The sequence below is a fragment of the Pseudarthrobacter sp. HLT1-3 genome (assembly GCF_059383535.1).
Genome location: NZ_JBWZCJ010000010.1, coordinates 73,441 through 86,873 on the forward strand (window position 1 = coordinate 73,441; position 13,433 = coordinate 86,873).

Consider the following 13,433-nt stretch of genomic DNA (forward strand, 5'->3'; position numbering starts at 1 on the left):
CTGTCAGTTGCGGCTCTTATGCCCCCGGGTTGCGCGAATTTGCAGCGGCAGGCGCGCCGAAAGTCTGCCCGCCGTGACGGACCGCCGGAGGAAAACTCAGCGCTCGACCAGGATCCCGTCAGGGTCGCACCAGATCAGCGCGCCGGGCCGGAACATGACGCCGTCGATCTCCAGTGCCACGTCGGATTCGCCGGCGCCCGTCTTGGCGCTCTTCCGCGGGTTGCTGCCCAGTGCCTTCACGCCCAGCGGCAGCCCGGCGATGGCCATCCGGTCCCGGATGGCGCCGTTGATGACGACGCCGGCCCAGCCGTTGGCGACGGCGCTGGCCGCGATCAGGTCCCCCATCAGGGCCGTGCGCAGCGAGCCGCCACCGTCCACCACCAGAACGGCGCCATTGCCGGGGGCGGCCAGGGTGGACTTGACCAGGGCGTTGTCCTCGAAGCAGCGGATGGTGCGGACCGGGCCGCTGAAGTGCGTGTGCCCGCCGAGCGACTGGAACTGCAGGGCCACGGAGTCGAGCTCCTCACCCCGTTCGTCGTAGAGGTCGGCGGTATGTACGTCGGATGCGGCCATTGGTTCTCCTGTGCTGGAAATAGCGGTCGGACAGTGCTCCCCACGATAGTCTGGCTGCACAACCACTTCAGTGCGCCTTTTCAGTTTCCGGGGGAACCGAATTACATGAGCCTGTCCGATCGACCCGGGGCCGCTCCGGACCCAGCCAGTGGCGGCATCACCGAAGGAAGCCCGACGGCGGTGGCGCTCGCCGAGCCAGAGCGGGCGGTCCGGCCCGTCTGGATCACCGGCCTGGTCCTCGTCAACGTGGGCATCAACGTGGCGTTCTTTGCCCCGCTCCAGGTGCTCCTCGGCCAGCAGGCGGCAGCGTTCAGCGAAGGCGACAAAGAGGCCATCCTCGCCCTCGTGACCGGAGCCGGAGCCGCGGTTTCTTTGGTTGCCAATCCCTTGTTCGGTGCGTTCAGCGACCGCACGACCTCACGATTGGGCCGCCGGGTGCCGTGGGTCCTCTTCGGGGCAATCCTCGGCGCCGCGGCCCTGATCGCACTCGCCGGAGCGCCCAGCGTCGCCATCATGACGCTGCTCTGGTGCCTCGTCCAGGCCGGCTGCAACGGGGCCTATGCCGCCATCACCGCGGCCATCCCGGACCGGGTGCCGGTGGTCCAGCGCGGCGCGGTGGGCGGCCTGGCAGCGATGGGACAGACCCTGGGAATCCTTATCGGCGCGGTGATCGCCGCGGCGGTGACCGGGAGCTTCGCCGTCGCCTATGTGGTCTGCGCCGTCGCGCTGCTCGCCGGCGTCGTGCTGTATTTCTTCACAAGCGACGACGTCCCGCTGCCCGAGGAAGCGCGTCCGCCGTTCAGCCTGGCCGGCTTCGCCCGGGGTTTCTGGATTTCCCCGGTGCGCTATCCTGACTTCGCGTGGGCCTGGCTGACCCGGCTCCTGGTGAATGTCGGCAACCACATGGTCACCCTCTATCTGCTCTTCTTCCTCAAGGATGCGGTCCAGCTTGAGGCGACGCAGGGCATCGCGCCGGAGTTCGGCGTGCTGATCCTGACCGGGCTTTATGCGGTGATGGTACTCATCACCAGTGTGATCGGCGGCCGGCTGAGCGACCGGATGGGGAAGCGTAAACCGCTCGTGATCATCTCCTCGGTCGTTATCGCGGTGGCTTCGCTGATCCTGGCGTTCGCGCCGAACTGGCCCGGGGCGCTCCTGGGGGCGTCGGTGCTGGGGATCGGCTTTGGCTGCTACCTCGCGGTGGACTTTGCCCTTCTCACCCAGGTGCTCCCGACGGCACTGAACCGCGGAAAGGACCTGGGCGTCCTCAACATCGCCAATTCCCTGCCCCAGGTCCTCGCGCCGCTCATCGCGTTCCCGTTCGTGACGATGTGGGGAGGCTACGTTTCGCTGTACGTGGCGGCGGCGGTGATCGGGCTGCTGGGTGCCGTCTTCGTGGTCAAAATCAAGGGTGTCGACTAAGCCAGGACCGGCCGCGGCGGCAGGCCGGGAGGCCAATCTACGGCACTGTCTGTGACCCGCTGACGGCCCGGGAGCGTGGCGTATAGTGGACGGGAATTGCCGCGGCACTGTTGTGGGGGGATCCTCCCGGGTGCCGAGAAGAACCGACCCCGGAACGCTGCTGATGCCTGAATTTCACCCGGACCTTCCCCCGATGGCCCCTCCGCCCACCCTGCCCCGGCAACGGCTCCGTTACACCCGGATCCTCGACGTTGCCGCTGGCTTCGCCCGCAAGGGCCTTGACTCCGTGGTGCTGTCCGAAGTCGCCGCGCGGGCCGACGTTCCGCTGGGCACCCTGTACCGCTATTTCCCCTCCGCCACCCAGCTGATGCTCGCTCTGTACCGCAAGCAGCTGACGGAACTGGAGGCGGCCAACTTCCCGGCCGAGCCAAGGTCCGGCGCCGGACGCTGCGCGAGACCTGCCGCACCGAACGCCAAGGGCGACCTCGCGGCCCATACCCTCGTCGGCGTGGTGATGGAGATTTTCCACATGCGCCTGATGCAGCCTGCCGTGGAGCAGTGCCTGAACCGGGTTGTCTACGCCCAGGACACCGACACCACGAAGCTGCTCCGCGAGATCGATGCCACTGCGGAAAAGGCCGTCACGGCCGTCAGCGCCGACGTCGCCATCTCCCGCGTGCTGCTGCTGACCGTCACTGGACTGGTCCAGTCCGTCCGCTGCCGCCGTTTGTCCCTCTTCGAGGCCGAGGAAGACCTCAAAAAGGCCTGTTCCCTGCTGACATCCAGCCGTCAGGCGGCGTAACTGGTCTAGACCAATCCTTGGTTCTACCGCCCGGTAGCGGCCATTTTTCGTGATTCGACTCACCAAAAGGGTTGGATAAACGTTTCACCGCGGCCAAGCATGTGTCGCGTGACACATCACACCCGGCCCGCTTTGTTTACTATTGCAGAACCGGGGTGGCCCCAGCCGCCCGCATTGCCCCGAGCTTCGCCGCAGCCCACCAACCTCGGGCCGCTGCCGACGTTCCCCAGACCATCTTGAGCATCCCTGTGCTTGAGCTTCCATGAGCCGTACGCCCACGGTGAGCCCCAGGAGACAACGTAGTGTCCATTGAAACGATTATTCCCGCCGACTCCACGTCCCCCGAAGAGCCCGTAGCCGCGCTCAGCGACGAGGAAATCTTCGCAGCCCACCACGGCGGCAAGCTTTCCATTGCCAGCACCGTGCCGCTCGCCAGCAAGCGCGACCTCTCCATCGCCTACACGCCGGGCGTTGCGCAAGTCAGCCGTGCCATCGCCACCAACCCGGAACTCGCCAAGACCCTCACCTGGGCGCAGCGCCTGGTCGTCGTTGTCAGCGACGGCACGGCCGTCCTGGGCCTCGGCGACATCGGTGCCAGCGCCTCGCTGCCCGTGATGGAAGGCAAGTCGGCCCTGTTCAAGGCCTTCGGCGAGCTCGACTCCATTCCGCTGGTGCTCAACACCACCAACGTCGACGAGATTGTTGAGACGCTGGTCCGCCTGCGTCCCAGCTTCGGTGCCGTCAACCTCGAGGACGTTTCGGCGCCGCGTTGCTTCGAACTCGAGGAAAAGCTCATCGAGGCCCTCGACTGCCCGGTCATGCACGATGACCAGCATGGCACCGCCATCGTCGTCCTCGCGGCCCTGACCGGCGCCGCCAAGGTGACCGGACGCGAACTCGAGAAGCTGCGGGTTGTCGTCTCGGGCGCCGGTGCCGCCGGCATCGCCGTCGCTCAGATGCTGCTCACCGCCGGGATCTCCGACGTTGTGCTGCTGGACTCCCGCGGGGTCCTGAACAGCGAACGCGCGGACATCGCCACCCATTCCGCCAGCAAGAAGGCCCAGCTGGCCCGGAGCGGAAACCCGCGCGGCGTCTCCGGCGGACCCGCCGAAGCCCTGCTGGACGCCGACGTGTTCATCGGCGTTTCCTCCTCCAAGCTGGCCGAGGACCACCTGAAGCTGATGAGCGAGGGCTCGATCGTGTTCGCGCTGTCCAACCCGGACCCTGAAGTCCTGCCGGAGGTCGCACACAAGTACGCGTCCGTCGTCGCCACCGGCCGCAGCGACTTCCCGAACCAAATCAACAACGTCTTGGCCTTCCCCGGCATCTTCCGCGGTGCGCTCGACGCCGGCGCCCGCCGGATTACGCCGGCCATGAAGCTGGCTGCGGCCCGTGCCATCGCGGCACTGGCCGAAGCTGACCTCTCCGCCGACTACATCGTCCCCAGCCCGTTGGACCCGCGCGTGGCCCCGGCCGTTGCCGCCGCCGTCGCGGCGGCGGTTGAAGCCGAGTAGCCAGAACCCAGAACCAAACAAACGACGGCGGCGGCGCTTCCTTCCGGAGGCGCCGCCGCCGTCGTTTTGCGCTCCGCCGCAATCGCGTTACCGCAGTGGACCGTCGTCGAGTTCCGCCGTCCCCGCGTTCCCGCGGGGGACCGCCGTCGACGTGGAGCGCCGGGGACGTTGCGCGGCGGCGCCATAGACTGGGTCAATGAACCCTGAGACAGTTGTGACGATCCTCTGCGGCCTCGCCATCCTGGTGGGCATTGCCGGCACCGTCATCCCCGTGCTTCCCGGCAGCTTCCTGATCGGTCTGAGCCTGCTGGCCTGGGCCATCTGGGGCGGCGCCGGAACTACCGGCTGGGTGGTGTTCGGGATCGGCCTGGTGTTCGTCCTGGCAGGGATGGCCGCCAGCGCGGTCCTGACCGGTCGGAAACTCAAACAGCACAGCATCCCCGGCCGCTCGGTGATGGCCGGGCTGGTCCTCGGCGTCGTGGGAATGTTCATCATCCCCGTGGTGGGCCTCTTCGTTGGTTTCGCCGCCGGCCTGCTGCTGAGCGAACTGCACCGCACGCGCGACTTCGGCACCGCCGTGACAACCAGTGGGGCCGCCCTGAAAGCCACCGGGCTGGGAATGATCGCGGAGTTCGGACTCGCCTGCCTCGCCGGCAGCACCTGGGTGATCGGCCTGTGGATCTCGGCAGCCGCCTAGGCTGCCGGTTGCCTTCCGCTGCGAACTAGCATGGAGGCATGAGCGCCGGACCAGCAGCATCAGCACCCCGCCCTGTCGTATACCGGGACCACCGCGACCTGACGCCGTTCCGCACCCCGGTCATCCGGACGCCGGTCCGGGGCCTGGCCAACGGCGTGGGCGGGGCTGTGTCCGGAGTCCTGTCGGGACGGATCCGCGGCACCTTGCCGGTGGAGGGCGGCGCGCCCCGGCTCACCAAAGTGGGCGGAAGGACACCGGGTAAGGCCGCCAAAACCGTGCACGCCGCCATTTTCGGAAGCTCGGACCCGGACCGGCTGATTGCCCTTGCGCACGCCTATCCGGGGTGGGCCGGGCTGTGTTACCTGGTGGCTGGGTTGCTGAGCTATACCAACGGAGGCTACCTGCGCGCCTCCGAACTGCTCCAGCGCGGGATGCTGACCAGGAACGACGACGATGCGAACCTTTATGCCTCCTCCTACCTGACGCGTGTCGTCACCCGGGTGACCGTGGCCGAGCGGGTCGAGGTTCCGGTCCTCTTCAGCGAGGAGGGGGTGTTCCTGGCGCTGTCCCACTCGCTGCGCGAGACGGGCCAGGGTGAGGCTGCACTCGCGGCGCTGACCGGGCTGCCGCCGTCGTTGCCGATGGCCCTTGCCCGCTGCTCGCTGTCCTCCGCGCTCGGCCGGCACGAGGACGTGGTGGCCGACACTGAAGGGCTGCTCAATGGAGACGACCTCTCGGCGGCGCTGCTCCTGGTGCGGGCGCGATCGCTGCGGAAGCTCGGTCACCATGTGGCCGCCCGGGCCGCCCTGCAGGAGGTCCAGCGCCGACGCAAGACCGACTTCACCCTCCGCAGCGATGCCCTGACAGACCGGGCCCTGCTGTTGTTGGACAACGGACGAAAAGCTCTGAACCGGCGGGAGTGGCAGCACCGCCAGCCCGCTGAACTCGAGACGGTCAGGGCCATCCGCAAGGACGCTGAGCTGCATGAGCTCTGGGACCGCGAGTACGGCCGGGCCGACAGCGACTGAACCACAGCTTTCATTTCGTTACCGTGACCCTTGCGGGCGCGCGGACGGAGGTAGTAGAAACGAGGCATGAGAGATGCCGCCGCGCGCTGGATGCAGCACTACATCACGGCCTGGACGTCGAACGAGCCGGAGGACATCCGGGCGCTCTTCACCGAAGACGCCGTGTACGCCACGCGCCCGGACGATCCGGAGGCGTGGACCGGGCGCGAGGAGATCGTCGAGCGCTGGCTGGCCGGGCGTGATGAGCCGGGGGACTGGACGTTCGAATGGACACTCCTGGGCGTCGACGGCGGCAGGGCGTTCGTGCAGGGCCGTACCGACTACCGCGGAGACAGCCGCAGCTACGACAACCTCTGGATCATTCAGCTGACGGGGGACGGCCGCGCCACGGCGTTCACCGAGTGGTACATGCCCCGCAAGTGACCGCGGCACTCCGCGGCAGAGCCCCTACCTCACGCCCTGGCCTCAGCCTCGCGACAGGACCTGGCCCACGAGCGGCATGATCTGCTCCGAGAGCAGGACAGCGCCCAGCGCCACCATGATGATGCCGCTGGCGAGCGTCACCCTCCGCGCCGCGCCGGGCCGGGAGGACAGCAGTCTGCGTGCCAGCAGTGCGACGCAGCTGTAGACCACCGCGACCAGCAGCACGAAGGTCAGTCCCAGGAGGCCGGACTGCACGGGGACGGGCAGCGGTGCTTCCGTACTCACAAATTGCGGTACCAGGGCCAGATAGAACAGCAGGCCCTTCGGATTGATGCCGCTGGTGCCCATGCCCTGCAGGAAAGTCCGGAATTGGTTCGCCGGTGCCCGCACCTCGGTGCTGCCGAAACTCGCGCCACGCCAGGAACGGATGGTCGTGAGCCCGAGCCAGAGAAGGTAGCCCGCGCCGGCTACCGTCAGCCACCCCAGCACGCCCGGAATCCCGGTGAGCAGGGCCGCCAGGCCCGCCACCAGCAGCACCGTATGAAGGACGTAGCCGCCGCAGAGTCCGGCCACCGCGGGCACGAAGCTGCGTTGTTTCAGGCCCGCCGTAATCGAGTACGCCCAGTCCACTCCCGGAGTGCAGGCAAGGGCGCCGGCGACAACCAGGAAGGCGAGAAATAGCTGGGGGTTCATCGCGGTCTCCTAGGGTTGGGGGTACAGGAAAACTCTAGGGAATTTGCCGCCAGAAGTGTTCCCTGTTTTCGCGGCAAATTGCCGGCAGGCGGTAAGATTATTGCGTGATTGACCATTTGGACAGAAGTATTTTGCGCTACCTCAAAATGGATGGCAGGATGACGGCCACGGCGCTCGCCGCAAAGGTGGGACTGACGGTTGCGCCCTGCCACCGGCGGCTGCGCGACCTGGAGGCCACCGGAGTCATCCGCGGCTACCGGGCGGACATCGATCCGGCCGCCGTCGGGCTCGGCTTTGAGGCGATTGTCTTCGTCACGCTGCGGCAGGTGGACCGGGCAACGATGGAGATTTTTGAGAACCGCGTGGCGGACAACCCGAACATCGTGGAGGCCCAGCGTCTGTTCGGGTCTCCTGACTACCTGCTCAAAGTCATCGCGGAGGACTTGCCGGCCTACCAGCGTTTCTACGACGCCGAACTGACTTCGCTGCCCGGCGTGGAGCGGCTGACGTCAACCTTGGTGATGAAGAACCTGAAAACCAATACCGGGCCTCCGGTGTAGTCCCCTCCCGGCCGGGCTCAGGCGCCCAGCAGACCCGTGGTCCGGTAGGGGATTACCTCGCGGAGGAACATGCTTGTAGAGGTTCGGACGATGCCGGGGCAGAGCCGGATTTCCTCGGAGACGCGGTACAGATCGTCAGGGCTTTTCGCCACTACCCGGATCAGCAGGTCGGTCTCGCCCGCGGGGGCGTGGCATTCGAGCACTTCGGGGATGTTCCTCAGCGCGGCAATCGCCTCGTTCAGGTGGCTCTGGTCCAGTTCCGCACTGACCGACGCGGCCACGCCCCGGCCCAGCGCCGAGGGCAGGACCCGGCTGCTGTTGGCGCGCAGGGCACCGGACGCCGTCATCCGTTCCAGGCGCGACTGCACGGTGCCGCGCGCCAGGGCCAATTTCTGGGCCAGTACCATGATCGGCAGCCGGGGATCTTCATCTAGAGCGAGGAGGATCCGCCGGTCCGTGGCGTCGAGTTCCTGCAATGTGACCACTCCCTGCACGTAGTTACGGCCCAACTTGATCAGATTGACCAGCGTATACGGAGCCCGTTGCACCAACTGTAGGACTTCTGTTGAAATAGTGACAACAAAGGGACGCAGGCCACCGCCGGATCCCCCAGGCTACAAGCACCCCGGCACACCACCCGGACCTTGGATGAGGCTCCCGCAAGGAACCCGCCCGCTGATTGACTCTTGTTCACACCATCGTCATTCCGCACAAAACTCCGCATTTCGCAGTGCCACGGCCCGGAGCAACGCCCGGGCCCGGCACGGCAAGAGCCCCTGAGCCACCGACGTCGGTTTTCCCGAAGTCCTCGGTAGCTGAGGGGCTCTTGTGTGTGTGCGCCACCGAGCAACGCGGGGATCCTTCCAGCCGGTGTTCCGGCCCACCATGGGCCGGACGTGACCCCGCGTTGGTGTTTGTTGGGCTCGGGCGTGGGCGGCATAGGCTGGTGCCATGACCTCTGCCGGCCGCTTCGCCCCTAGCCCCTCCGGCGAACTGCATGTTGGCAACCTCCGCACGGCCATCCTGGCCTGGCTTTTCGCCCGGTCCACGGGCAGGCGGTTCCTGATGCGGGTGGAGGACCTCGACCGGGCCCGGTCCGGCGCCGAGGCGGAGCAGCTCCGGGATCTTGCTGCGATCGGCATCACCTGGGACGGCGGCGTCGTCCGCCAGACCGACCGCGGGCCGCTTTACGCGGCGGCAATCGCCCAGCTGACCGACGCCGGCCTCACCTACGAATGCTTCTGCACTCGCCGCGAGATCCAGGAGGCGCCGTCCGCGCCGCACGCTCCGCAGGGAGCCTACCCGGGCACCTGCCGTGATCTCTCCCCGGCGGATCGCGAGGCCAGGCGGGCCCTCCGGCCCGCAGCGATCCGGCTCCGCTCAGCTGTCACGGAAGTGGCCATACGGGACGTGCTGCATGGCACCTATACGGGCGTGGTTGATGACTTTGTGCTCCGCCGCAACGACGGCGTGACCGCCTACAACCTCGCAGTCGTCGTGGACGACTCCGCTCAAGGCATCGACCAGGTGGTCCGCGGCGATGACCTGCTGCCCTCCACGCCCCGGCAGGCCTACCTGGCGTCGCTGTTAAATATTCCCGTCCCGGAATATGCGCACGTTCCGCTCGTACTGAACGCCGACGGCGCCCGGCTGGCCAAGCGCGACGGTGCCGTCACGCTCGCCGACCTTTCGGCCGCCGGCGTTCCGGTGGCCGAGGTGCGGGACACCCTGCTGGCATCCGTGGGGCTGCCGCCCGGGACTCTGCGCCACGCCCTGGCCGTGTTCGACCCCCCTGCGCTGCCCAGGGCACCATGGATTTGGCCCGGATTGGCCGGGCGCGACGCGTAGGCTGGAGGCATGTCAGAACCAGAGTTCAGGGAAGCGCGCAGCCCGCAGCCGAGTTTCACCGTCGAGACCGCCAAGGTCCTCGCCGAAGTGGCGCACAGCCGCCAGAAGGACAAGCTCAAGCGGCCCTACCGCGAACACGTGATTGCAGTCGGGGATGCCCTGGCGGACTTCGACGACGACATCCGGATCGCCGGATACCTGCACGACATCGCGGAGGACACCCCGATGACCCGGCAGGCGCTGCTGGATATGGGTGTCTCGGAGCGGGCGGCCGACATCATCGAGCGCGTCACCAAGCGGCTTCACGAAAACCCGGACGACTACCAGGCCGGCATCCGCTACATCGCCGAAGACCACGACGCCGCCCTGGTGAAAATCGCGGACAACGCACACAATTCCCTGCCGGAGCGAGTGAAGGCGCTGGCCGAGAAGTGGCCGGACAAGCCTCCGGTCACGCGCTACGACGAGGCGCGTCCCGTGCTCTACGCCGCGGTTCCGGTGGAGGAAACCCGGAAGATCCTCGCCCGGATCAACCCGTGGCTCTTGGACGAGCTCGACGATCTGCTCGACGAAGCGGACGACACGGACTACGAAAACCTCACCTACGACGACGCCGCGGCTGGCGCTTCGTCGGCGGTGGAGCCGGGGGACGCCCCGGCGTCGGCCGCCGGCTCAGGACCGCACCGGGACTGAGCCCGCCGCCGCCGTGGCCGGTCCCCGCCAAGTTGGCATCATGGCCGCCCGCTGACAGCAACGCGGGGCCACATCGCGCCCATCCCGGGTCCTCACTTCGGCGCTATCTGACTCCGCGTTGCGGTTGACCCCCGCGTTGCTGTGGCTAGACCCGGCCCAGGGCGTCGATGTCTTCGAGGAATTGCTGGTGGACCTCCTCGCTCACGGTGGTCCGGGTGTCGGCGATCGCGTCGAGGTAATCCTGGGTCGCCGGGCCTTTCCGGACCGCGTCGCGGGCAGCGGGGCTGCCGCTGGAAGCCAGCCCGCCGTCGTCGTACACGGCCTTCTCCAGCGCCCGCTGGGACGCGCTCCGGGCCGCGTATTCAATGTCCGCAGGGGAGAAGCCTTCGGTCCGTTCCACTAGGAGCTCCACGTCGACGTCGTCCACGACCGTGGCGGGAATGAAGCGCTGCCACATGGCCTCCCGGGCCTGGCGGTCGGGCAGGCCGATGGGGATGACGTAGTCGAAGCGTCCGTGGCGGAGGAACGCGGTGTCCAGGGCCCGGATGAAGTTGGTGGCGCACACCAGCAACCGGCCGGGCTGCTCGCGGAAGGCCGGAATGATCTTGAGGAGTTCGTTGGTGACGCCCTGCAGCGGCGACGGCGGCTCGCCGGAACGCTGGGAGGCGATTTCCTCCACCTCGTCGATGAACACGACGGCGTGTTCCAGTTCGGCGATCTCCAGGAACGTCTCGCGCAGCGCACCGGCGAGGCCCTTGGGATCGGCGGCGAGGCGGGAGGGGAAGACCTCCACGAACGGCCACTCGAGGCGGGAGGCGATGGCCTTGGCGAACGTGGTCTTGCCGGTGCCGGGCGGGCCAAAGAGGACGACGGCGCGCGGGGGCACCACACCGTACTCGTCGGCGAGGTCGGCCTCGGCCAGCGGCAGGACCAGACGGCGTTCCAGCAGCTCCTTCTCATTCCGCATGCCTGCGACATTTTCCCAGAGGTCGCGGGCCAGGATCCGGCCGCCGAGCAGGCCAAGGGGTTCCAGTTCCTGGCGCTGCACCGGGATCTTCCGCTCGAAATAGCGCAGGTTTTTCTTCAGCACAAAACCGCGGCCCAGAAACGCCTCAACCCGGGTCTCGGCTTCCGGCATAAGTGCGGAAAGCTTGTTCAGCCCGTGCGGCGCCATCCGGTTCTCGACGGCGGCCAGCAGCGAGGTGCCGATCCCGCGGCCCCGGTACTCGGGGAGGGTGGCCAGGAAGACGATCCAGCCCTGGTCGTGGGCGGCGCGGCCGACGGCGGCGCCTACCACCTGATCGCCCTGCACCGCGACGACGGCGTGGTCCTTCTCGCAGGAGGCCAGCACCTCGGAGAGTGCGTAGACCGGTTCGACGTCGGTGGCCTTGAGCGACTCCCAAAGGTGCAGGATGCCGTCAAGGTCGGCGGAGTGGAAATCCCTGATTCGCCAGTTGGTCATAAGATGTCTCCCGGGGTGGTTCGTCGCTGAGCCAGTGTGCGTTCGTCTGCTGAGCATATGCGAACCTCCTCCGCGCAGGGTTGCGGGTACGTTGCGTTACGCGGAGGCGGAATGCCGGAAGGCTACTGAGGATCCCCGCCGGCGCGCCCTGCAGACCGGCCGGCCACTAGCGGATACGGGCCGGTGAAACCGTCACGGACGGCGGCGATTTCGAGGATGCGGTGCCGGCAGAGGCGCCAGCCGAGCATCAGGACCGGAACGATGACCACGACGGACGCGATGGTCCACGTTCCCACGGGCGAGTCGAATGCCATGAGAACCAGCACCGCCAGGAGGAAAACCAGCGTGATCCAGCCCGTTACGGGTGCGCCGGGCATCCGGAAAGCGGGCCGGAGCAGTTCCCCGCGGGCTGCGAGCCGGGCAAGCTGCATCTGGCACAGGACGATCATGGCCCAGGTGCAGATGATGCCCAGCGATGCGACGTTCAGGACGATCTCGAAGGCTTCGGCCGGGACCAGGGCGTTGAGGATGACGCCCAGGCCGGCCACGCCGGCGGTGAGGGCGATGCCGCCGTAGGGGACACCGGACTTGTTCATCCGGGCGGCGAATTTCGGCGCGGAACCTGAAACGGACATTGAACGCATGATCCGGCCGGTGGAGTAGAGGCCAGCGTTGAGCGATGACAGTGCCGCGGTCAGGACCACGAGGTTCATGATGGCGTCCACGCCGTCGACGCCGATAGAGCCGAAGAACGTCACGAACGGGCTTTCGCCGGCCTTGTAGGAGCTATAGGGCAGCAGCAGCGAGAGCAGCACGAGCGAGCCGACGTAGAACACCGCGATCCGGACTATCACCGTGTTGATGGCCCGCGGCATGATTTTTTCCGGGTTTTCCGTCTCGCCGGCGGCGGTACCGATCAGCTCGATCGAGGCGTAGGCGAACACGACACCCTGCATCACCACGATTGCGGGCAGCAGGCCGTTGGGGAACATGCCGCCGTTGTCCGCGATCAGGCTGAATCCGACCTCCTGGCCGGCGACGGGGGTGCCGAAGACGACGAAGTAGATGCCGACGATCAGGAAGGACACGAGCGCCACCACCTTGATCAGCGCGAACCAGAATTCGAGCTCGCCGAACACCTTGACGCTGATGAGGTTGAGGCCCAGGACCAGGATCAGGGCGGCCAGGGCCCACGCCCACTGCGGTACGTCCGCGATCGGCGCCCAGTACTTCTTGAAGAAGTTCATGTACAGCGCGACGGCAGTGATGTCCACGATCGCTGTCATGGCCCAGTTCAGCCAGTACAGCCAGCCGGTGACGAACGCGGCTTTCTCGCCGAAGAATTCGCGGGCGTAGGAGACGAACGAGCCCGACGACGGCCGGTGCATCACGAGTTCGCCGAGCGCTCGCAGGATCATGAAGGCGAAAAACCCGCAGACGGCATAGCTGATGATCAGGGCAGGGCCGGCGGTGGCGAGACGGCCGCCAGCGCCCATGAACAGGCCGGTGCCGATGGCGCCGCCGATCGCGATCATCTGTACCTGCCGGGGTTTCAGACCCTTGCGGTAGCCCTGGTCCTCGGCGTGGAGCGCTGCCTCCGAGGCATGGGAATGCACGGGAATGGTGTGGTCGGAGACGGCCGGCTGCTGTTGGGCGGGTTGTTTTTGGGCGCGGGCAGTTTCGGGATAAGTCATGGGGGTCCTTCGGGGTTCGAGGGT

General features: G+C 67.3%; 14 protein-coding genes. 9 read left to right on the forward strand and 5 right to left on the reverse strand.

Annotation, left to right across the window (positions count from 1 at the left end; all coding sequences use genetic code 11):
- Positions 1 to 96: 96 nt before the first annotated feature.
- Positions 97 to 573 carry a ribonuclease E activity regulator RraA gene (gene rraA / locus AC50X9_RS10715; RefSeq protein ID WP_494893312.1) on the reverse strand — a complete coding sequence of 159 codons (477 nt, stop codon included), beginning with the start codon at positions 571 to 573 and terminating at the stop codon, positions 97 to 99.
- 105 nt (positions 574 to 678) lie between these two features.
- Here rraA and AC50X9_RS10720 point away from each other — a divergent pair, with 105 nt between their 5' ends.
- From AC50X9_RS10720 to AC50X9_RS10745, 6 genes are all read left to right on the forward strand, one after another.
- The gene (locus AC50X9_RS10720) at positions 679 to 1,995 is read left to right on the forward strand and encodes an MFS transporter (RefSeq protein ID WP_494893314.1); all 1,317 of its coding nucleotides are present in this window, start codon (positions 679 to 681) and stop codon (positions 1,993 to 1,995) included.
- 163 nt (positions 1,996 to 2,158) lie between these two features.
- A complete protein-coding gene (locus AC50X9_RS10725; protein ID WP_494893316.1) occupies positions 2,159 to 2,797 on the forward strand; it encodes a helix-turn-helix domain-containing protein in 639 nt (212 codons plus the stop codon).
- Between the two features lie 302 nt (positions 2,798 to 3,099).
- Positions 3,100 to 4,311: an NAD(P)-dependent malic enzyme gene (locus AC50X9_RS10730; protein WP_494893318.1), complete on the forward strand. Its 1,212-nt coding sequence runs from the start codon at positions 3,100 to 3,102 to the stop codon at positions 4,309 to 4,311.
- 196 nt (positions 4,312 to 4,507) lie between these two features.
- Positions 4,508 to 5,008 (forward strand): DUF456 domain-containing protein, encoded by a 501-nt coding sequence (locus tag AC50X9_RS10735; protein ID WP_494893320.1) that lies wholly within the window; start codon positions 4,508 to 4,510, stop codon positions 5,006 to 5,008.
- A 38-nt stretch (positions 5,009 to 5,046) separates the two neighbouring features.
- Positions 5,047 to 6,036, forward strand: coding sequence for a hypothetical protein (locus AC50X9_RS10740; RefSeq protein ID WP_494893322.1), 990 nt, complete (start codon positions 5,047 to 5,049; stop codon positions 6,034 to 6,036).
- Positions 6,037 to 6,102: 66 nt separating this feature from the next.
- A complete protein-coding gene (locus AC50X9_RS10745) occupies positions 6,103 to 6,459 on the forward strand; it encodes a nuclear transport factor 2 family protein (RefSeq protein ID WP_494893324.1) in 357 nt (118 codons plus the stop codon).
- A gap of 42 nt (positions 6,460 to 6,501) precedes the next feature.
- On the opposite strand, the gene AC50X9_RS10750 is transcribed toward AC50X9_RS10745, so the two are convergent.
- Complete coding sequence (locus tag AC50X9_RS10750; RefSeq protein WP_494893326.1) at positions 6,502 to 7,152, reverse strand: LysE family translocator; 651 nt, start codon at positions 7,150 to 7,152, stop codon at positions 6,502 to 6,504.
- A gap of 104 nt (positions 7,153 to 7,256) precedes the next feature.
- Between AC50X9_RS10750 and AC50X9_RS10755 the strand changes: the two genes are divergently transcribed.
- Positions 7,257 to 7,712, forward strand: coding sequence for an Lrp/AsnC family transcriptional regulator (locus tag AC50X9_RS10755; RefSeq protein WP_494893328.1), 456 nt, complete (start codon positions 7,257 to 7,259; stop codon positions 7,710 to 7,712).
- Between the two features lie 17 nt (positions 7,713 to 7,729).
- Here AC50X9_RS10755 and AC50X9_RS10760 read toward each other — a convergent pair whose 3' ends face one another.
- Positions 7,730 to 8,188 carry an Lrp/AsnC family transcriptional regulator gene (locus tag AC50X9_RS10760; protein WP_494893465.1) on the reverse strand — a complete coding sequence of 153 codons (459 nt, stop codon included), beginning with the start codon at positions 8,186 to 8,188 and terminating at the stop codon, positions 7,730 to 7,732.
- 475 nt (positions 8,189 to 8,663) lie between these two features.
- On the opposite strand from AC50X9_RS10760, the gene gluQRS reads away from it, so the two are divergent.
- Positions 8,664 to 9,560: a tRNA glutamyl-Q(34) synthetase GluQRS gene (gene gluQRS / locus AC50X9_RS10765; protein ID WP_494893330.1), complete on the forward strand. Its 897-nt coding sequence runs from the start codon at positions 8,664 to 8,666 to the stop codon at positions 9,558 to 9,560.
- 9 nt (positions 9,561 to 9,569) lie between these two features.
- Positions 9,570 to 10,253 (forward strand): HD domain-containing protein, encoded by a 684-nt coding sequence (locus AC50X9_RS10770; RefSeq protein ID WP_494893332.1) that lies wholly within the window; start codon positions 9,570 to 9,572, stop codon positions 10,251 to 10,253.
- A 145-nt stretch (positions 10,254 to 10,398) separates the two neighbouring features.
- On the opposite strand, the gene AC50X9_RS10775 is transcribed toward AC50X9_RS10770, so the two are convergent.
- Together AC50X9_RS10775 and AC50X9_RS10780 are read right to left on the reverse strand one after the other, a co-directional pair.
- Positions 10,399 to 11,715, reverse strand: a complete 1,317-nt coding sequence (locus tag AC50X9_RS10775; RefSeq protein ID WP_494893334.1) for an ATP-binding protein — start codon at positions 11,713 to 11,715, stop codon at positions 10,399 to 10,401.
- Positions 11,716 to 11,837: 122 nt separating this feature from the next.
- Positions 11,838 to 13,409, reverse strand: coding sequence for an amino acid permease (locus tag AC50X9_RS10780; protein ID WP_494893336.1), 1,572 nt, complete (start codon positions 13,407 to 13,409; stop codon positions 11,838 to 11,840).
- Between the last annotated feature and the right edge of the window lie 24 nt (positions 13,410 to 13,433).

Excerpts from the sequence above, each read along its gene's own strand:
- AC50X9_RS10725 (WP_494893316.1), top strand. The coding sequence starts at position 2,159 with ATGCCTGAATTTCACCCGGACCTTCCCCCGATGGCCCCTCCGCCCACC.
- AC50X9_RS10775 (WP_494893334.1), bottom strand. The coding sequence starts at position 11,715 with ATGACCAACTGGCGAATCAGGGATTTCCACTCCGCCGACCTTGACGGC.
- AC50X9_RS10720 (WP_494893314.1), top strand. The coding sequence starts at position 679 with ATGAGCCTGTCCGATCGACCCGGGGCCGCTCCGGACCCAGCCAGTGGC.
- gluQRS (WP_494893330.1), top strand. The coding sequence starts at position 8,664 with ATGACCTCTGCCGGCCGCTTCGCCCCTAGCCCCTCCGGCGAACTGCAT.
- AC50X9_RS10745 (WP_494893324.1), top strand. The coding sequence starts at position 6,103 with ATGAGAGATGCCGCCGCGCGCTGGATGCAGCACTACATCACGGCCTGG.
- AC50X9_RS10735 (WP_494893320.1), top strand. The coding sequence starts at position 4,508 with ATGAACCCTGAGACAGTTGTGACGATCCTCTGCGGCCTCGCCATCCTG.
- AC50X9_RS10770 (WP_494893332.1), top strand. The coding sequence starts at position 9,570 with ATGTCAGAACCAGAGTTCAGGGAAGCGCGCAGCCCGCAGCCGAGTTTC.
- AC50X9_RS10780 (WP_494893336.1), bottom strand. The coding sequence starts at position 13,409 with ATGACTTATCCCGAAACTGCCCGCGCCCAAAAACAACCCGCCCAACAG.
- AC50X9_RS10750 (WP_494893326.1), bottom strand. The coding sequence starts at position 7,152 with ATGAACCCCCAGCTATTTCTCGCCTTCCTGGTTGTCGCCGGCGCCCTT.
- rraA (WP_494893312.1), bottom strand. The coding sequence starts at position 573 with ATGGCCGCATCCGACGTACATACCGCCGACCTCTACGACGAACGGGGT.
- AC50X9_RS10740 (WP_494893322.1), top strand. The coding sequence starts at position 5,047 with ATGAGCGCCGGACCAGCAGCATCAGCACCCCGCCCTGTCGTATACCGG.